General features: G+C 72.2%; 14 protein-coding genes and 2 tRNA genes. 3 read left to right on the top strand and 13 right to left on the bottom strand.

Annotation, left to right across the window (positions count from 1 at the left end; genetic code table 11):
* Positions 1–101 precede the first annotated feature (101 nt).
* The gene (lepA, locus tag ACFC1X_RS05450) at positions 102–1,970 is read right to left on the bottom strand and encodes a translation elongation factor 4 (protein ID WP_376348978.1); all 1,869 of its coding nucleotides are present in this window, start codon (positions 1,968–1,970) and stop codon (positions 102–104) included.
* A gap of 293 nt (positions 1,971–2,263) precedes the next feature.
* Here lepA and rpsT point away from each other — a divergent pair, with 293 nt between their 5' ends.
* Positions 2,264–2,530 (top strand): 30S ribosomal protein S20, encoded by a 267-nt coding sequence (rpsT, locus tag ACFC1X_RS05445; RefSeq protein ID WP_055416861.1) that lies wholly within the window; start codon positions 2,264–2,266, stop codon positions 2,528–2,530.
* Positions 2,531–2,753: 223 nt separating this feature from the next.
* Here rpsT and holA read toward each other — a convergent pair whose 3' ends face one another.
* The 9 genes from holA to leuS form a co-directional block, all read right to left on the bottom strand.
* Complete coding sequence (holA, locus tag ACFC1X_RS05440; protein ID WP_376348976.1) at positions 2,754–3,743, bottom strand: DNA polymerase III subunit delta; 990 nt, start codon at positions 3,741–3,743, stop codon at positions 2,754–2,756.
* A 66-nt stretch (positions 3,744–3,809) separates the two neighbouring features.
* Positions 3,810–4,055, bottom strand: a complete 246-nt coding sequence (locus tag ACFC1X_RS05435; RefSeq protein WP_234954578.1) for a hypothetical protein — start codon at positions 4,053–4,055, stop codon at positions 3,810–3,812.
* Between the two features lie 46 nt (positions 4,056–4,101).
* On the bottom strand, positions 4,102–4,983 hold the full coding sequence (locus ACFC1X_RS05430; RefSeq protein WP_376348974.1) for a YceI family protein: 882 nt from the start codon (positions 4,981–4,983) through the stop codon (positions 4,102–4,104).
* 86 nt (positions 4,984–5,069) lie between these two features.
* On the bottom strand, positions 5,070–5,906 hold the full coding sequence (locus ACFC1X_RS05425) for an arylamine N-acetyltransferase (RefSeq protein WP_376348972.1): 837 nt from the start codon (positions 5,904–5,906) through the stop codon (positions 5,070–5,072).
* 4 nt (positions 5,907–5,910) lie between these two features.
* Positions 5,911–8,559, bottom strand: a complete 2,649-nt coding sequence (locus ACFC1X_RS05420; protein ID WP_376348970.1) for a ComEC/Rec2 family competence protein — start codon at positions 8,557–8,559, stop codon at positions 5,911–5,913.
* Positions 8,556–9,593: a helix-hairpin-helix domain-containing protein gene (locus ACFC1X_RS05415; RefSeq protein WP_376348968.1), complete on the bottom strand. Its 1,038-nt coding sequence runs from the start codon at positions 9,591–9,593 to the stop codon at positions 8,556–8,558. Before ACFC1X_RS05415 ends, ACFC1X_RS05420 begins: the two co-directional genes overlap by 4 nt.
* 137 nt (positions 9,594–9,730) lie before the next feature.
* Complete coding sequence (locus ACFC1X_RS05410; protein ID WP_125494028.1) at positions 9,731–10,576, bottom strand: DegV family protein; 846 nt, start codon at positions 10,574–10,576, stop codon at positions 9,731–9,733.
* A gap of 73 nt (positions 10,577–10,649) precedes the next feature.
* On the bottom strand, positions 10,650–11,384 hold the full coding sequence (locus ACFC1X_RS05405) for a hypothetical protein (RefSeq protein WP_376348966.1): 735 nt from the start codon (positions 11,382–11,384) through the stop codon (positions 10,650–10,652).
* A 255-nt stretch (positions 11,385–11,639) separates the two neighbouring features.
* Positions 11,640–14,540, bottom strand: a complete 2,901-nt coding sequence (gene leuS / locus ACFC1X_RS05400; RefSeq protein WP_376348964.1) for a leucine--tRNA ligase — start codon at positions 14,538–14,540, stop codon at positions 11,640–11,642.
* 540 nt (positions 14,541–15,080) lie between these two features.
* Between leuS and ACFC1X_RS05395 the strand changes: the two genes are divergently transcribed.
* Together ACFC1X_RS05395 and ACFC1X_RS05390 are read left to right on the top strand one after the other, a co-directional pair.
* The gene (locus ACFC1X_RS05395) at positions 15,081–16,310 is read left to right on the top strand and encodes a cytochrome b/b6 domain-containing protein (RefSeq protein ID WP_376348963.1); all 1,230 of its coding nucleotides are present in this window, start codon (positions 15,081–15,083) and stop codon (positions 16,308–16,310) included.
* Positions 16,307–17,917, top strand: coding sequence for an NADH-ubiquinone oxidoreductase-F iron-sulfur binding region domain-containing protein (locus tag ACFC1X_RS05390; protein WP_376348961.1), 1,611 nt, complete (start codon positions 16,307–16,309; stop codon positions 17,915–17,917). Before ACFC1X_RS05395 ends, ACFC1X_RS05390 begins: the two co-directional genes overlap by 4 nt.
* A gap of 64 nt (positions 17,918–17,981) precedes the next feature.
* On the opposite strand, the gene ACFC1X_RS05385 is transcribed toward ACFC1X_RS05390, so the two are convergent.
* The 3 genes from ACFC1X_RS05385 to ACFC1X_RS05375 form a co-directional block, all read right to left on the bottom strand.
* A tRNA-Ala gene (locus ACFC1X_RS05385) sits at positions 17,982–18,054 on the bottom strand.
* Positions 18,055–18,150: 96 nt separating this feature from the next.
* On the bottom strand, positions 18,151–18,384 hold the full coding sequence (locus ACFC1X_RS05380) for a hypothetical protein (RefSeq protein WP_019523121.1): 234 nt from the start codon (positions 18,382–18,384) through the stop codon (positions 18,151–18,153).
* A gap of 378 nt (positions 18,385–18,762) precedes the next feature.
* Positions 18,763–18,835: transfer RNA gene (locus tag ACFC1X_RS05375), tRNA-Ala, on the bottom strand.
* Between the last annotated feature and the right edge of the window lie 17 nt (positions 18,836–18,852).

The raw sequence follows: 18,852 nt of genomic DNA, 5'->3' as shown, positions 1-18,852 counted from the left end.
CTACAGACGCCCGCCCGTGACATGCGAAGGGACCCGCCGCACTTTCGTACGACGGGCCCCTCGGAGCCCGTTTTGCCCGGACTTGGCGTGCGCTGCGGCGGTTACTTCTTGCCCTTGCCCGACCCCGCGCTGTCATCGCTGGAGAGGACCGCGATGAAGGCCTCCTGCGGAACCTCCACGGAACCCACCATCTTCATCCGCTTCTTGCCTTCCTTCTGCTTCTCCAGCAGCTTCCGCTTGCGGGAGATGTCACCGCCGTAGCACTTGGCGAGGACGTCCTTGCGGATGGCGCGGATGGTCTCGCGGGCGATCACCCGGGAGCCGATGGCGGCCTGGATGGGCACCTCGAAGGCCTGGCGCGGGATCAGCTCGCGCAGCTTGGCGACGAGCCGCACCCCGTACGCGTACGCGGCGTCCTTGTGGGTGATCGCGGAGAACGCGTCCACCTTGTCGCCGTGCAGCAGGATGTCGACCTTGACCAGGCTGGAGGTCTGCTCGCCGGTGGGCTCGTAGTCCAGCGACGCGTAGCCGCGGGTCTTCGACTTCAGCTGGTCGAAGAAGTCGAAGACGATCTCCGCGAGCGGGAGGGTGTAGCGGATCTCCACCCGGTCCTCGGAGAGGTAGTCCATGCCGAGCAGCGTGCCGCGCCGGGTCTGGCACAGCTCCATGATCGAGCCGATGAACTCGGTCGGCGCCAGGATGGTGGCGCGCACGACCGGCTCGTAGACCTCGTTGATCTTCCCCTCGGGGAACTCGCTCGGGTTGGTGACGTCGACCTCGGTGCCGTCCTCCAGGATGACGCGGTAGACCACGTTGGGCGCGGTGGCGATCAGGTCGAGGCCGAACTCGCGCTCCAGCCGCTCGCGGATCACGTCGAGGTGCAGCAGGCCGAGGAAGCCGACGCGGAAGCCGAAGCCGAGGGCGGCGGAGGTCTCCGGCTCGTAGACCAGGGCGGCGTCGTTGAGCTGGAGCTTGTCCAGCGCCTCGCGCAGCTCGGGGTAGTCGGAGCCGTCCAGCGGATACAGGCCGGAGAAGACCATCGGCCTGGGGTCCTTGTAGCCGCCGAGCGCCTCCTGGGCGCCCTTGTGCTGGCTGGTGACGGTGTCACCGACCTTGGACTGGCGGACGTCCTTCACGCCGGTGATCAGGTAGCCCACCTCGCCGACGCCGATGCCGTCGGCGGCGAGCATCTCCGGCGAGTTGGTGCCGATCTCCAGCAGCTCGTGGGTGGCGCCGGTGGACATCATCCGGATCCGCTCGCGCTTGTTGAGCTGGCCGTCGATGACACGGACGTACGTGACGACGCCGCGGTACGAGTCGTAGACCGAGTCGAAGATCATCGCGCGGGCGGGGGCGTCCTTGACGCCGACCGGCGCGGGGACCTCGGCGACGACCTTGTCCAGCAGCGCGTCGACGCCGAGGCCGGTCTTGGCGGAGACCTTGAGCACGTCGTCGGGGTCGCAGCCGACCAGGTTGGCGAGCTCCTCGGAGAACTTCTCGGGCTGCGCGGCCGGCAGGTCGATCTTGTTCAGCACGGGGATGATCGTGAGGTCGTTCTCCATCGCCAGGTAGAGGTTGGCGAGGGTCTGGGCCTCGATGCCCTGGGCGGCGTCCACGAGGAGGATCGTGCCTTCGCAGGCGGCGAGCGACCTCGAGACCTCGTAGGTGAAGTCGACGTGCCCCGGGGTGTCGATCATGTTGAGGATGTGCGTGCTGCTCTTGTCGTGCGTCGGCGCCCACGGCAGTCGCACCGCCTGGGACTTGATCGTGATGCCGCGCTCGCGCTCGATGTCCATGCGGTCGAGGTACTGGGCGCGCATCTGCCGCTGCTCGACCACACCGGTCAGCTGGAGCATCCGGTCGGCGAGCGTGGACTTGCCGTGGTCGATGTGCGCGATGATGCAGAAGTTGCGGATCAGCGCCGGGTCGGTACGGCTCGGCTCGGGCACATGGCTGGGGATCGCGGGCACGCAGGGTCCTGATTCTTGAGGCGTCCGCAGTGTCTGCGGTCTCGGGTCTCGGGTCGGATCGATACGTAGCCTCCATCGTCCCACGGGTGGGGAGCTGGGATGGGTTTGGGACGGACCGAGGCCGGGTTGTGGCCGGGGTGCGGCCGGCTCGAGGCCTGGTTTTGGGGGCGCTGCGGGCCGCTGGTACTGTGGGGGGCTGTGTCTCATGCCCTCTCAGCGCGAGGCACTCCTTCAAGAAATCATCGGTACGGGACCCTCGCGGCCTCGTGCCTGAACCTGCAAAGGCTCAATTCGTGGCGAACATCAAGTCCCAGATCAAGCGGAACAAGACCAACGAGAAGGCCCGGCTGCGCAACAAGGCCGTCAAGTCCTCTCTGAAGACCGCGATCCGCAAGGCCCGTGAGGCCGCTGCCGCGGGTGACGTCGAGAAGGCCACCGAGTACCAGCGCGTCGCTTCGCGCCAGCTCGACAAGGCCGTCTCGAAGGGTGTCATCCACAAGAACCAGGCCGCCAACAAGAAGTCGGCGCTTGCGACCAAGGTCGGCGCCCTCAAGGGCTGAACCCCTCATCTGGTCTGATCGCCGGGTGGACCCAGAGCGGGCCCTCTCTCATCCGCTCCCGTCCGGCACCCAGGATCCATGCGCGGCCTGCGTTCGCCACGCGGGCATGGATCCGCGAGCTTGATCCGAAGGCCCCGGTGGCCGTCCTTCCCCGGACGGACGCCGGGGCCTTCGGTCTGTCGTGCGCCGGGGCCTGCGGTCTGCGGTTGCGGGTGGGGGCAGGCTACGAGCGTCCGCGTGAGCGCGCCGCGCGTGCGATCGTCACCACGGCCTTCTCCAGCGCGTACTCGGGGTCGTCGCTGGCGCCCTTCACCCCCGCGTCCGCCTCGGCCACCGCGCGCAGGGCCACCGAGACCCCGTCCGGTGTCCAGCCGCGCATCTGCTGCCGGACGCGGTCGATCTTCCAGGGCGGCATCCCCAGCTCGCGGGCGAGGTCGGCCGGGCGTCCGCCACGGGCGGAGGAGAGCTTGCCGATGGCCCGCACGCCCTGCGCCAGCGCGCTGGTGATCAGCACCGGCGCGACCCCGGTCGACAGCGACCAGCGCAGCGCCTCCAGGGCCTCGGCCGCCCGTCCCTCCACGGCGCGGTCGGCGACGGTGAAGCTGGAGGCCTCGGCGCGGCCGGTGTAGTACCGCCCGACCACCGCCTCGTCGACCGTCCCCTCGACGTCGGCGGTCAGCTGGGACACCGCCGAGGCCAGCTCTCTGAGGTCGCTGCCGATCGCGTCGACCAGGGCCTGGCACGCCTCGGGGGTGGCCGACCGCCCGGCGGTACGGAACTCGGAGCGCACGAAGGCCAGCCGGTCCGCGGGCTTGGTCATCTTCGGGCACGCCACCTCGCGCGCGCCCGCCTTGCGGCCGGCGTCCAGGAGGCCCTTGCCCTTGGCGCCGCCCGCGTGCAGCAGGACGAGGGTGATCTCCTCGGCGGGAGAGCCGAGGTAGGCCTTGACGTCCTTGACCGTGTCGGCGGACAGGTCCTGCGCGTTGCGTACGACCACGACCTTGCGCTCGGCGAAGAGCGAGGGGCTGGTGAGCTCGGCGAGCGTGCCGGGCTGCAGCTGGTCGGGGGTCAGGTCGCGTACGTCCGTGTCGGCGTCGGTGGCCTTCGCGGCGGCCACCACCTCCTGCACGGCACGGTCGAGCAGGAGGTCCTCCTGGCCCACGGCAAGGGTCACCGGGGCGAGAGGGTCGTCATTCGCAGTCTTCCTGGCCATCGCGACAAGCATCGCACGCACCACTGACAACGGACGTCCGCCGCCGGTGCCGGGTCCGGTGCGGGACTACGGCTCCTCGCGCCAGCCCTCCCACTCCCCCGCGAATTCGTCCAGCTCGCCGGGGTCCAGCAGTTCCCGCTCGTCGCACAGGAGGACGAGCCACTGGGCGTCCTCGGCGTCGTCCTCGCCGGCCAGGGCGTCCCGCAGGAGCCGGGGTTCCTCGTCGAGCCCGAACCGCTCCCCGAGCGCCTGGGCCGCCTCCTCCGCCGCGTCGCGGTCGGGCAGCACCAGTACATGTCTCACGTCGCTCACGGGTGCCATTGTCGGACACCGCGCGGCGGGCGGAGCGCGGGGGCGGTCAGCCCTTGGGCACGGTCTGCACGTCGAGGTCGATGCGGATGCTGGGCCCGACCACCGCGATGCCGCGGGCCAGCATCGTCTGCCAGCTCACCGTGAAGTCGTCGCGGTGCAGTTCGGTGGTGGCGCGGCAGGCCGCCCGCGTCTCGCCCTCCATGCCGTTGCCGAGCCCGAGGTACTCGGTGTCCAGCGTGACCGTGCGCGTCACGCCGTGCAGGGTCAGCGCTCCCGTGACGGCCCACCGGTTGCCGCCGCGGTGCGTGAACCGGTCGCTGTAGAACTCCAGCGTCGGAAACCGCCGCACGTCCAGGAAGTCGGCCGAACGCAGGTGGTCGTCACGCATCTTCACGTTGGTGTCGATGGACGCCGCGTCGATGACCACGTGCATCGCCGACCGCTCCATCTCGTCCGCGATCCGCACCGCGCCCGCGAAGGAGTTGAACCGGCCGTGGATCCGGGCCAGTCCGATGTGCCGCGCGGTGAACGCGATCGAGGAGTGCGCCGGTTCGATCTCCCAGTCGCCCGGCGTGGGCAGCTCCGGCGGCTGGGCTACCTGGAGGGTCACGTCGCCGAGCGAGGCCAGCGCGTCCTCGGTGACCGTCACGGACGCCCGGTACGGCGTGTAGCCCTCGGCGGAGACGGCGAGCCGGTACTCCCCCGCGGGCACCGCCGCCAGGAACGACCCGAAGGGATCCGTGCCGCCGCCGACCACCTTGCGTCCCATGGTGTCGCTGACCACGAACTCCGCGTTCGGCACCGGCTCGTGGACCGGGTCGAGGACCCGGCAGCTGAGCACCCCGGCGTCCGGCGGGGTGCGCACCGCCGCCAGGGGACCCGTCCGGTGCATCCGCTTCGTACGGCTTCCCAGCAAGCGGCCGATCATCTGCGACACCCTCTGCCCCACATCAGAATTAGTTGACGAAGCAACATTCGATCACCGATGGGGCTTTCGAGGCAACACGGGACCACTCACCCGGTATCGGCACACCGCCGTACCGGGACCCGGTCGAGCCGGATGCCGAAGTGTTCGCGGTACGCGGTGAGCACCTCCTCGTCCGTGCCCAACTCGCGCTCTTCCCGGCTGCCGTCGGGGGCCGTCGCCGTGAGCCGGCGTCCGCTGAGCGTGATCCGTCCCCCGTCCTCGGTGATCCGGGAGCAGACCGTCGACTGGAGGAAGTGCGACCGGGGCGAGGTGCTGTGCCACCACGCGCCGGACACGAAGTCGTCCAGCACCCTCGGGCGGGCCTCCACCCGGTACACCGGCCGCCCGTCGCGCAGCACGTCCAGGTCGGCCGCCCGCGCCGTGGCCTCCGCCCCGCGCACCCCGGCCGCGTCCGGCCCCGCCTCCACGACCCGGAACGTCCCCCCGGGGTCCTCCTGCTCCGCCCGCTCCCCGAACGCCAGCGGCCCGTGACTGTGCGCCCCGAACCCGACGTCCGCCAGCCAGTCACCCCCGTCCACCGTCCGCACCAGCAGCACCATGTGGTCGTACGGGATCCCGAGCCGGCCCCCGTCCCCGTACACCCGCGCGGCGAGCATCGTGACCTCGTATCCGAGCGCCGCGAGCAACCCGCCGAACAGACCGTTGAGTTCGTAGCAGAAACCGCCCCTGCGCCCGCCCACCACCTTGTCCAGCAGCCGCGCCTCCTCCAGCACGATCTCCTCGCCCAGGTGGACGGAGAGGTTCTCGAACGGCACCGTCCGCAGATGAAGCAGGTGCAGTGCGCGCAGCGCGTCGACGGTGGGCCACGCCGGGTACTCGGCTCCCAGCCGGCGGAGATAGGCATCGACCTGTGCGGAATCCATGCCTTCAGTCTCCCAAGACCCGCAGCGCCCCGCCCGAGCCCGCGACGGCCAGCGCCCCGTCCCGGTCCGTGCGCAGCACCGTCGCCCCCTGCCCGCGCAGGGCCGCGACCGTGTCCGGGGCCGGGTGCCCGTAGGTGTTGTCCGCGCCGCAGCTGATGAGGGCCAGGCGCGGAGCCACCCTCCGTATGAGGTCCGGGTCCTGATGAGCCGACCCGTGATGGGCGACCTTGAGCACGTCGACCCCTTCCAGCGCCGCTGCCGCCGGGGAGCGCGCCAGCTCCCGCTGGGCCGGCGGCTCCAGGTCCCCGAGCAGCAGGAGACGCAGGCCCGCCGTCCGCACCAGGAGGGTGACGCTGGCGTCGTTGGGCCCCTCGGTGCTCGTGGGCGGCATCGTCCCCGGGCCCGTGCCGGAGGGCGGCCACACCACCTGCCAGGACAGCGGGCCGGCCCGTCGCCGCTCCCCGGCGGCCGCGTGCCGCAGGGGGATCCGTCGTGCCGCCGCCTGTCTGCGGACGGCGTCGGCCTGGTCCGCGGGCTCTTCGAGGGCGGTCGTCTCGATGGCCCCCACCGCACGCCCCCGCAACACCCCGGGCAGCCCGGCCACGTGATCGGCATGGAAGTGGGTCAGCACCACGAGCGGGACGCGGGTGATGCCGAGCGCGCGCAGACAGCCGTCCACCAGCGCCGGATCGGGCCCGGCGTCCACGACCACGCCCGCGCCCTTCCCCGCCGCGAGCACCATGGCGTCGCCCTGTCCCACGTCGCACATCACCATCCGCCAGCCCGGCGGCGGCCATCCCTTGATCACCCGGGCCAGCGGCGGCGGCTGCACCACCGCCAGCACCAGCAGCACCGCGCAGACCCCGCACCACCAGGGATGCCGCAGCAGCCGCCGGCCCACGAGGAGCCCGCCCGCCGTGACGAACGCGAGCAGCGCCGCCCCGGCCCAGCTTCCCGGCCAGTCCACTCCCGCGCCGGGCAGCGCGGCCCCGGTGCGGGCGATCCCCGCGATCCACCCGGCCGGCCAGCCCCCGCACCAGGCCAGCGCCTCGGCCACCGGCATCGCCACCGGCGCCGTCGCCAGCGCCGCGAACCCCAGCACCGTGGCCGGGGCCACCGCGAACTCCGCGAGCAGGTTGCACGGCACCCCCACCAGGCTCACCCGCGCCGACAGCACGGCGACGACCGGCGCGCACACGGCCTGCGCGGCCCCCGCGGCGGCCAGCGCCTCCGCCAGGCGCGGCGGCACCCCGCGCCGCCGCAACGCCACGCTCCACCGAGGCGCGAGCGTGAGCAGCGCCCCCGTGGCCAGCACGGAGAGCAGGAACCCGTAACTCCGGGCCAGCCACGGGTCGTACAGCACGAGCAGCAGTACGGCCGTCGCCAGCGCCGGGAGCAGCGATCTGCGGCGTCCGGTGGCCAGGGCGAGCAGGGCGACGGACCCGCAGGCCGCGGCCCGCAGCACGCTCGGGTCGGGTCGGCACACCACGACGAAGCCGAGCGCGAGCGCCCCGCCGAGCAGCGCCGTCGTCCGCAGGGAGAGCCCGAGACGGGGTGCGACTCCCCGGCGCTCACTGCGCTGAGCCAGCCCGGGCGGCCCGAGCAGCAGGGCGAGCACGATCGTGAAGTTGGCCCCCGAGACGGCCAGCGTGTGCGCCAGGTCCGTCTCCTTGAACGCCTCCTCCAGCTCCGGAGTGACGCGCGACGTGTCCCCTACGACGAGCCCGGGCAGCAGCGCCCGCGCGTCCCCCGGCAGACCGTCGGTCGCCTCGCGCAACCCGGCCCGCAACCGCCCCGCCAGCCGCTGCGCCGCCGACGGACCGGCCACCACCTCGGGCGCGGCCCCACCACCCCGTACCCGCAGCACGGCGGCGATCCGGTCGCCGCTCGTCCTCGGGGGCGCCGAGCGAGCGATGACGCGGAGCCGGGTGGTCGGCAGGAGCCCCAGCCAGCGCGAGGCCGCGGGATCGGCACGGGACGGCCGCCCGGCGTCCTCACCCGAGTCCTCCTCCCCCACGTCGACGAGCACGAGCACCGGCGTCCGCGTCGCGACCGCCGTGCCGTCCTCCGCCATGACCCGGCGCACGTCGGCCTCGATCAGCACCGTGGGCGGGGCAGCACGGTTGCCGCGGACCTGTGGCCTGGTGAGGCGGGGGTCGGCGGTGACCTCCACCTCGGCGGTGACGGTGGCGTACTGCCGGGCCGACCCCGGCACGGGTCCGCGCCGCAGGTCCGCGCCGTGCAGCGCGGCGGAGGTGGCGGCCGCGGCGACACAGAGGAGCAGGGCGGCGACGGCGACCGGGGGCCGTCCGCGCGTCGCGCGTTGCCTCCGCTCCCTCCGGAGCAGTACACCCGCCAGGACCAAGGCACCGGTCACCATGCCCACGGCCCATCCGGTCGGTGCGGCCGGCATGAGCGCCGCCGTCGCCCAGGCCGCGAGCGCGGGCGGCACCAGCCGGAGGTCCGTGGGCCCCTCCTGGCGGGGGTGGGCCGCGCCGAGCCGGTGACCGGAGGCGGCGTGCACGGCCGCGCGTGGGGGCGCCGTCCGGTCGTGGGACTGCCTGGCAGGGTCCGTGGGCCGATCCGGGGACGGACCCGTGGGCAGATCCGGGGGCAGGCCCGTGGGCAGCCCCGTGGGCAGACCCGTCCTCATGGCCGCACGAGATCCCGCAGGTCGGCGAAGCGGCGCTCGCCGATGCCGTTGACTTCCCGCAGCTCGTCCACCGACCGGAATCCGCCGTGCTGGGTGCGGTAGTCGATGATGTGCTGGGCGAGCACAGGGCCCACGCCGGGCAGGGTGTCGAGTTGGTCCGGGGTCGCGGTGTTGAGAGAGACCGGTGCCGCGGGCGCCGCCGCCCCGCTCCCGGCGGTACCTGCACCGCCGGGGGCGACCCCCGCGACGGGTGCGGGAGCGCCCACGACGACCTGCTCGCCGTCCACCAGGAAACGCGCCTGGTTCAGCCCGTCGGTCTTGGCGCCGTCCCGCACGCCTCCGGCGGCCCGCAGGGCGTCCGCGACCCGTGAACCGGCCGGAAGACGGTGGACGCCGGGCTTGCGGACCCTCCCGCCGACGTCCACGACGATCTCGGCACCGGCCGTGGGCGCCGCTCCACCGACCGCCTTGCCCTCACCCTCACGCGCGCCTTCGTCCCGCGCTCCGAACGCCGCCGCCTCCCGCACCACCTCGGGCGCCGCCACGGACTGGGTGCGGCCGGTCCAGAAGTGCTGCACGGCGAAGAGCGCCGCGACGACGAGCAGCACCGTGAGCGCGGCCACGCTGCGCCGCTCCAGCCCGCACCGCGCCTGCAGCCACACCGGCATCCGCTCCCGCAGCGCCTGCCCGGCCCGCTCCTTCCAGGCCGCCCGGCCGGCACCCTCGGCCGCGACGGGAAGCGGCGCGTCTCCGCCTCCGCCTCCATCTCCGCCGTACAGCGGCGGCCCCTTCCCCGACTCCCCGCGCGATCCATCGTGCTCGGCCTGCCCGTCCCGCTCGGCGAACAGCGCCTCCGCCCGTCGCCGCAGTTCCTCCGCGGGTGCGTGCCGGCGTCCGTGCCGGGCGTGGGAGCGGGGCGGGTGGCGGAGCCGCCCGTCGGAAGCCGGTGCGCGACCCGGACCACTGGACCCGGTCGCCGTGCGCAACCGTGAGCGTGAGGGTGACTGTGAGCGTGAGCGTGATCGAAGTGCCATGCGCCGAGGATCCGACACCTCGCCCCACCCGCGACGATCATGCTCAATTCCCGTGGACTACCCACGGGTTGTGGAAAACTCCGCCCCCCGAACGGACGACACGCTGCGGCGCAATCACGCGACCGCGCAACGCCCCCTCACCGCGACGAGACGACAACCCCCAGCAACCCGGGCCCCGTATGCGCCCCGATCACCGCCCCGACCTCGCTCACATGCAGGTCGGCCAGGCCGGGCACCCGCTCCCGCAGACGGTCCGCGAGGGCCGACGCCCGGTCCGGGGCCGCGAGATGGTGGACGGCGATGTCGACGGGTGCGCCGCCCGCCCGGTCGGCGGCGATCTCCTCCAGCCGGGCGATGGCCTTGGACGCCGTGCGGACCTTCTCCAGGGGCTCGATGCGGCCACCGTCCAGCTGCAGCAGCGGCTTCACGGCGAGCGCGGAGCCGAACAGCGCCTGGGCCGCCCCGATCCGGCCGCCGCGGCGCAGATAGTCGAGGGTGTCGACGTAGAAGTAGGCGGAGGTGCCCGCGGCCCGCTTCTCGGCGGCCGTGACGGCCTCGTCCACCGTGCCGCCCGCCTCCACCGCGTCCGCGGCGGCGAGCGCGCAGAAGCCGAGGGCCATCGCGATCATCCCCGTGTCCACGACGCGCACCGGGACCGGCGCCTCACGGGCCGCGACGACGGCCGCGTCGTGCGTGCCGGACAGCTCGGCGGAGAGGTGCAGCGAGACGATGCCGTCGACGCCGGACTCGGCGATCTTCCGGTAGGTCTCGGCGAACAGGGCGGGGCTGGGGCGGGAGGTGGTGACCGGGCGCCGCTTCTGCAGGGCCTGGGCCAGGGAGCGGGTCGAGATCTCGGTGCCCTCCTCCAGCGCCCGGTCGCCCAGGACGACGGTCAGGGGTACCGCGGTGATGCCGTGCCGCTCCATCGTCCGGGCCGGGAGGTAGGCCGTTGAATCGGTGACGATCGCGACATGGCGGGACATGAGCTGGAGGTTACCTGGCGTACTGTCCGTCCGGCAGCCCGGCCCCGGTGACCGGGTGTTCACCGGGCCGTGGTCAGGTCGTGCTCTCCGGGCGCGTCTTCTTCTGCCAGGGGTACACGGGGTTGGGTCCGGGTGGGTCGAGGGCGGGGCGCGCCGCCTCCTCCGCCGGCTCCTGGACCGGGGGCTCCGGCCAACTCTGCCGGGCGGCGGGGGCGTCGGCGGCCGGAGCCTCGGGCCAGGGCGGCGGAGCGGCGGCGGGCTCCGTCTCCGTCCAGTGCCGCAGGGCACCGGCCTCGACGTCGATCTGCGCGCTCAGCGAGTCGAGGTCGTCGTCCGCGAAGCGGCGGGCCCGGTCACGGGCCGCCCAGCGCAGGGACTCGGCCGACCGCGTGATGCGCTCGGTGCGCTCGCGCAGCGAGGGCAGCAGCTCGGCGAGTGTCACGCGGTCCGGCTCGGACTCCAGCCGCCGCAGCTCGCCGTCGAGTTCGAAACCGTGGGCGCTGAGCCGCTCGAAGAGGGCCAGCGACTCCTTGAGGGACGCGTCCTCCGCCACGCGCGCGTGCAGCGCGTCCTGGGTGGCCCGCATGGAGGTGCGCAGGCTCAGCCGCAGCTGCGCCAGCTCGCCGACCGGGCCGACCTGGACGAGGGACTTCGCGCGCAGGGTGTGGTCCTCGACCGTGCGCCGGGCCTGGGTGATACCGCGGTCCACGCTGCGCTTGGCCGCGCCGACCGCCTTCACCGTGGCGTAGACGCCCAGCACCACGGCGAGCACGAAGAGCAGGGCGAAGACGGTGATCACTGCTTCCACGAAGCTCCTCCTCCGAGCGTCCGGCCCGCGCGCGCCGGCGTCCGCGGCACTCTTCGCGCCGCTCTTCCACGGTAAACGCAACGGGCAGGCCCAGGGTTCCGGCGGAACCCCGAACCTGCCCGCACCCGACCCCGGACCTCCCCGTAGGGGATCACCCCGAGACCGGCGAAATACAGCGCTCGGCCCGCCCGAGCGGGCCTCAGGGCCTCAGGGCCTCAGGGCCTCAGGACCACAGGACCTCGGGACCTCAGGACCTCACGCGGGGACGATGTTCACCAGCTTCGGCGCCCGCACGATCACCTTCCGGATCCCGGCCCCGCCCAGCGCGGCCACGACCTTCTCGTCGGCCAGCGCCGCCTTCTCCAGGTCGTCCTCGGAGATGGCCGGGTCGACCTCCAGCCGCGCCTTGACCTTGCCCTTGATCTGCACGACGCAGGTCACGGTCTCGTCGACGACGTAGGCCGGGTCGGCCACCGGGAAGTCGTGGTGCACCACGGAGTCCGTGTGCCCCAGCTTGCGCCACAGCTCCTCGGCGACGTGCGGGGCCAGCGGCGCGACCAGCAGCACCAGGCGCTCGGCGACCGGGCGCGGAACCGGGCCTCCCACCTTGGTCAGGTGGTTGTTCAGCTCGGTGACCTTGGCGATGGCGGTGTTGAACCGCATGCCCTCCAGGTCCTGCCGGACGCCGTCGATGGCCTTGTGCAGGGCGCGCAGCGTGTCCGTGTCGACGTCGGAGTCCGCGACGTCCGTGACGGTCACCTCGCCGGAGTCCTCGTCGACGACGTTGCGCCACAGCCGCTGCAGCAGCCGGAACTGGCCCACCACCGCGCGGGTGTCCCAGGGCCGGGAGACGTCCAGCGGGCCCATCGCCATCTCGTACAGGCGCAGCGTGTCGGCGCCGTACTCGGCGCAGATCTCGTCGGGGGTGACCGCGTTCTTCAGGGACTTGCCCATCTTGCCCAGTAGCCGGGAGACCTTCTCGCCCTGGTGGTAGAAGGCGCCGTCGCGCTCCTCCACCTCGGCGGCCGGCACCGCGATGCCGCGGCTGTCCCGGTAGACGTAGGCCTGGATCATGCCCTGGTTGAACAGCTTGTGGAACGGCTCGGCCGAGGACACGTACCCCAGGTCGAACAGCACCTTGGACCAGAAGCGCGCGTACAGCAGGTGCAGCACGGCGTGCTCGGCGCCGCCGACGTACAGGTCGACGCCGCCGTGCGGCAGGCCCTCGCGGGGGCCCATCCAGTACTGCTCGATCTCCGGGTCGACCAGCCGCTCGCTGTTGTGCGGGTCCAGGTAGCGCAGCTCGTACCAGCAGGAGCCGGCCCAGTTGGGCATGGTGTTGGTCTCGCGGCGGAACCGGCGGGGGCCGCGCCCGTCGCCCAGGTCCAGGGTGACGTTCACCCAGTCCTCGTTGCGCGACAGCGGCGTCTCGGGGCGGGTGTCGGCGTCGTCCGGGTCGAAGGTGCGCGGCGAGTAGTCCTCGACCTCGGGCAGCTCCAGGGGCAGCATCGACTCGGGCAGCGAGTGCGCGATGCCGTCCTCGTCGTAGACAATCGGGAAGGGCTCGCCCCAGTAGCGCTGGCGGCTGAACAGCCAGTCGCGCAGGCGGAAGTTGACGGTGCCCTCGCCGGTGCCGGTGCGCTCCAGCCACTCGGTGATGCGCTCCTTGGCGTCGGCGACGCCCAGGCCGTCCAGGCTGATCTCACCGTTGGACGAATTCATGATCTTCGCGTCGTAGGAGCCGAAGGCGTCCTCCCACGTCGCCGGGTCGGTGCCGCGGCCGTCGGTCGGCTCGACCACGCAGCGGATCGGCAGCTCGAAGGCGCGCGCGAACTCGAAGTCGCGCTGGTCGCCGGCCGGGACGGCCATGATCGCGCCGGTGCCGTAGCCCATCAGGACGTAGTCGGCGATGAAGACCGGGACCTGCTCGCCGTTGACCGGGTTGGTCGCGTAGGCGCCGATGAAGACGCCGGTCTTGTCCTTGGCCTCGGCCTGGCGCTCGACGTCGGACTTGGACGCGGCCTGCGCGCGGTACGCGGCCACCGCCTCGGTCGGGGTGGCGTGGCCGCCGGTCCACACCTGGTGGGTGCCCTCGGGCCAGGCGGCCGGGGTGAACTTCTCGACCAGGGGGTGCTCGGGCGCCAGCACCATGTAGGTGGCGCCGAACAGGGTGTCCTGGCGGGTGGTGAAGACGGTGATGCGCTCCCCGTCGACGGGGAAGTCGACGCGGGCGCCCTCGGAGCGGCCGATCCAGTTGCGCTGCTGCAGCTTGATGGCCTCGGGCCAGTCCAGCTCGTCCAGGTCGTTCAGCAGCCGGTCGGCGTAGGCGGTGATGCGCATGTTCCACTGGCGCAGCTTGGACTTGAAGACGGGGAAGTTGCCGCGCTCGGAGCGGCCGTCGGCGGTGACCTCCTCGTTGGCCAGCACGGTGCCCAGCCCGGGGCACCAGTTGACGGGCGCGTCGGAGGCGTAGGCCAGGCGGAACTCGCCCAGGACGTCGGCGCGCTCGGCCTCGCTCAGCGTGCTCCAGGCGCCTCCGGGGTGGCCCGGGATCGCCCGCTCACCGGACGCGAACTGGGCGACCAGCTCGTCGATCGGGCGGGCCTTCCTCGCCTCGTCGTCGTACCAGGAGTTGAAGATCCGCAGGAAGATCCACTGGGTCCACTTGTAGTACTCGGGGTCGATCGTGGCGAACGACCGGCGCTTGTCGTGGCCCAGACCCAGCCGGCGCAGCTGGCTCACCATGTTCTTCATGTTGGCCTCGGTGGACACGCGCGGGTGCGTGCCGGTCTGCACCGCGTACTGCTCGGCGGGCAGTCCGAAGGCGTCGAAGCCCAGGGTGTGCAGGACGTTGTGGCCGGTCATCCGCTGGAAGCGGGCGAATACGTCGGTGGCGATGTACCCCAGGGGGTGGCCGACGTGCAGGCCCGCGCCGGAGGGGTACGGGAACATGTCCATGATGAACTTCTTGGGCCGGGCGACGACCTCGGGGTCGCCCGCCAGGTCACCCTTGGGGTTCGGCGCCGCGTACGTCTCCTCGGCGTCCCAGAAGTCCTGCCAGCGTGCCTCGATCTCGGCGGCCATGGCGGCCGTGTAGCGGTGCGGCGCGGCGTCCGCCGACACAGGGGCGGTCGCCGCGGGGTTCGTCTCGCTCATGATCCTCAAAGCTCCATCGATCGTCTCTGCCAGCGGCTGCGACCTTCAAGACCAGCGGCTGCGGATGCCGGGAAATGAAAAATCCCCTCGCACAGGAGGGGACGCCGCGCCGATTCCGGCCACCGGACTTCGACCGGGGTCGGGACTGATCAGCGCGGCTCGCTAAGCAGAAGGCGTACGGCACGCATGGCGTCAGGGTACCGCAGTCGCCGATCGGGCGGCGACGCGCGTTCCGGCCACCCGCGCGGCGGGCAAAGCGGGCGGCAAAGCGGCCGGCAAACCTGAACCAAGGTCAAAGGTTACTTCGCGTAACAACCAGTAAGGGGACAACACTACGAGCGCACTGTCGTTTGATAACAACGCAATAACTCAAACCTCGTACCCACGGGTATGGCGCCACTTAGAGTGCGGCAGCGGGACCGCTTTCCCGAACCGCTCCGGAGTTGCCCCCATGAACCCTCCCCCGATCCGCCCTCCGCTCCACCCTCACGACACCAGCTCGCCGCCTTCCCGCGCGTCCCTGACGTGGGGAGGTCTGCCGTGGTGACGACCGACAGCACGGTCGACGACACCTTCGCCGAGTTCCTCAACTTCGGCGCCGGCGTCCTCTCCCTGGTCTTCCTCAGCTGCTCGGTGATCTGGGGACTCCTCGCCCAGGACCGGATCGTCCTCGACACCCGCCAGCGGATCCTGGCCCAGGCCGTGCACCGGATCACCGCGGTCGCCTCGGTCGTGTTCCTCCTGGTGCACATCGGGGTCAAGCTGGCCCTGGACCACACCACCTGGGTCGCCGCGGTCCTCCCGTTCGGGCTGCTCGCCACGGACGACGAGGAGTTCGGCGGCCGCGCCGTCCTGATCGGCTTCGGCACCCTGGCCAGCATGCTCATACTCTTCGTGAGCGTCACCGGCGCCCTGCGCACCCGCTTCGCGTCCGCGTCCCCCGTGGCCTCCCGCTGGCGGGCCATGCACATGCTGGCCTACCCGGCGTGGTGCCTGGCCCTGCTGCACGGGCTCTACGCGGGTCGAGCGGCGCAGCCGGTCTTCACGATCCTGTACGGCCTGTCCGTGCTGGGCGTCATGGGTGCCCTGGCACTGCGGGCGGCCCCCCGGCCGGTCAGGCGCAGGGCCGCCGCCCGGATCGCCGCCCTCTTCGGGACCGGGGAGTGGCCGGTCCGCGAGGAGCGGTCGGAGGAGCTGCCCCAGTGGAAGGACCCCGCCGCGCTGCCCGGCTACGAGCAGGCCGGGGCGCGGCGGCGGCGTGGCAGGTCGGCACCGCTGTACGAGACCGCGGAGCGCGTGACTCCGGAGCGCGCGAGCGGCTTCGCGGCGGCCTACCGCGCCGTGTCCGGCCCGTCCGGCGCCCGCCGGCCACCGCTGGCGGGCGACGGCACCGGGTCCCACACGCTGCCGCCCGACATGCGCCCCACCGAGTCGATGCCCTACGTGGACAGCGCCGCGAGCACCTCGGGCAGCTGGCCCATACCGTCGCCGCCACCGGTCGGCGAGGCGCCCCCGTCGGCCTACGACCCGCTCAACGACACGGGACACACCATCCCGGTCTACGGCAATCCGGACGCCTCCGGCTACGGGTCGAGTGACGTGTACGACACCGCTGAGACGAACGCGGTCTACGACACGTACTACCCGAACGACACGTACAACAGCGGTCCCGCCACTGAACCAACCCCCGGTACGCCTTCGTCGGCCTACGACTTCGACGCACCGGGTTCGGGCGAACCTTGGAACACGCCTTCCGGAGGCCATAAGTGAACGAGGCCCTGCCCGACGTCCCAGAAGTCCGCGTGGTCGGTCTTCCCCAGCTCACGTCGGGCTTCGACCTTGTCGAGCGCCTGGATCTGCCGATGCACCTCAAGGTGCACGGTCCGCTCGAACCGATGGGCGGGGAGCAGCTCGCGCAGCTCTCGGAACGCATCAACCTGAGGGGCCGCGGCGGCGCGGGCTTCCCCTTCCACAAGAAGCTGCGCTCGGTCGCCGAGGCGGCGATCAAGCGCGGCGTCCGGCCGGTCGTGGTCGTCAACGGCAGTGAGGACGAGCCGGCCTGCCGCAAGGACACGGTGCTCATCAACCGTGCCCCGCACCTGATCCTGGACGGCGCGCTGCTGTGCGCCGAGGCGATGGGCGCCCGCACCCTCGTCATCGGGGTCACCCGCGAGTCCACCCAGCGCTCCATGGAGGCCGCCCTCGCCGAACGCGGCCTCAGCAACGGCCGCCGCTCCGCCCTGCGCGCACGCGTGCAGCGCAACCCGGTCCGCATGGTGACCGGCGCGGCGGCCTCGCTGGTCCGCTCCATCGACGGCGGCCCGGCGATCCCGGCCGGCCGCAAGGTCAGCGCCTCCAGGAGCGGCGTCGGCGGCGCCCCGACCCTGCTGTCCAACGCCGAGACCTTCGCCCAGCTCGCGATCGCCGCCCGCATCGGCCCGGAGCGCTACGGCAACACCGGGCTGTACGACGAACCCGGCACCGTGATGCTCACCGTCTCCGGCGCGGTCGCCCGGCCGATGGTCATCGAGGTGCCGACGGGTGTGCCACTGCGCTACGTCCTCCAGCTGGCCGGCGCCCCGCCGGTGCCGCAGGGCGTGCTGACCGGCGGCTACCACGGCAAGTGGATCGACGCGGCGAGCGTCGACGAGGCGATCGTCTCCCGCAACTCCCTGCAGCAGGTGGGCGGCTCGCTCGGCGCGGGCGCGATCCTGCCGATCGGTCAGGACACCTGCCCGCTGGGCGAGTCCCTGCGGGTGGCCCAGTGGCTGGCGGAGGAGAGCGCGGGCCAGTGCGGCCCCTGCTACCTCGGTCTGCCGGCCGCCGCGCGCGGTCTGGAGGACATCCTGAACGGCGGCGGCCCGGCCGCCCTGGAGGCGGTCAAGCAGGTCGCGCGGAACGTGAAGCGGCGCGGCGCCTGCTCACACCCGGACGGCTCGGCGATGTTCCTGGAGTCGACCGTCAGCGCGTTCACGGACGACCTCGCCGCCCATGTCCTCGGCAACGGCTGCGGACGGCCCGTGGAGGGCGTCCTGCCGCTCTTCGAGGGGGGCAGGACCCCTACGGGCGTCCCCGGCGGCGAGGGCGGCAACGGCCCCAGCCGCCAGAAGATCTACGTCGACTGGACCCTGTGCCGGGGCCACGGGCTGTGCGCGGACATCCTCCCGGAGGTCTTCCAGCTGGGCGCCGACGGTTTCCCGACGGTCGCGCAGGCCGACGTGCCGCGGTTCGCGGAGGCCAAGGCGGTGCGCGCGGTGCGCCGCTGCCCCGCGCTGGCCCTGCGGATCGAGGAGGAGCTCCGCGGACCGGCGCCGTCCTCGCGCACCAACCTGCCGGTCCTCTCCCAGGGCCGGGGACGCCGGGCGCTCGGCCGCTGACGGGGACGTCGGACACACGAAAGAACCCCCCGGACCATGATCCGGGGGGTTCTTCGTGAAGCTGTGGAGCTAAGGAGAATTGAACTCCTGACCTCCTGCATGCCATGCAGGCGCTCTACCAACTGAGCTATAGCCCCTTGCCCTTCATCCGCCCGGTCTCCCCGGCGGCGACGCCAACATTACACGGTCCACCGGGGCGAACACCAAATCGTTTCCGTTCCGTCCGGTTTGCCCTAAGCCGTCACGAACGAGTAGAAGCGCTTGAGGGTGCAGTGCTCCTCCAGGAGCCGGCCGTAGATCGGTTCGCCCTCCAGCTCGCGGTACGTCTCGATCGGGTCGCCTTTTATGATCAGCGCCCGCGCGCATTCCTCGCACCAGTACTGGTAGTCCGGGTTGAGCGGCTCCATGTCGCGCACGATCGGCGTACCGCTGCCACACCAGTCGCACTTCCGCCTGTGTGCACCCATCGATCAGCTCCAGCTGTGGCCGCAGGCCGTGCACACGTACGAGATTCCGCCGTTGTCACCGAGGACTTGGGCCACGTGCCCGGAACCGCAGGAAGGGCAGTGGAGGCGAGTGACGGTGTTCCGTGCCACCGCTCCGCCGAGGAGGTGACCGACCTCCTCGAGGATGCTCGCAGGCATCGCCACTCCCTCCCGTCGGGTCGCGGTCCCCTTCCGGCCGTTTGATTCTGCCACGACCGGGCCAATACGGTCAGCGACGCCTCAGTACCAGTCCGGACACGGAGTTCCACAGGGGTATACGCCCCTGGGAGCCCAGTTGCTCAAGCGGGCGGATGCGAAAAATCCCGCCCCCCGAGGGGGACGGGATTCGTCCGTGGGCTGTGGAGCTAAGGAGAATTGAACTCCTGACCTCCTGCATGCCATGCAGGCGCTCTACCAACTGAGCTATAGCCCCTGGTGCCACGCGGCCGG

The organism is Streptomyces sp. NPDC056128, from assembly GCF_042263835.1.
Lineage (GTDB): Bacteria > Actinomycetota > Actinomycetes > Streptomycetales > Streptomycetaceae > Streptomyces.
Note: the sequence above shows the minus strand (reverse complement) of the source record. Positions and strands in the feature narration are given on the sequence as shown.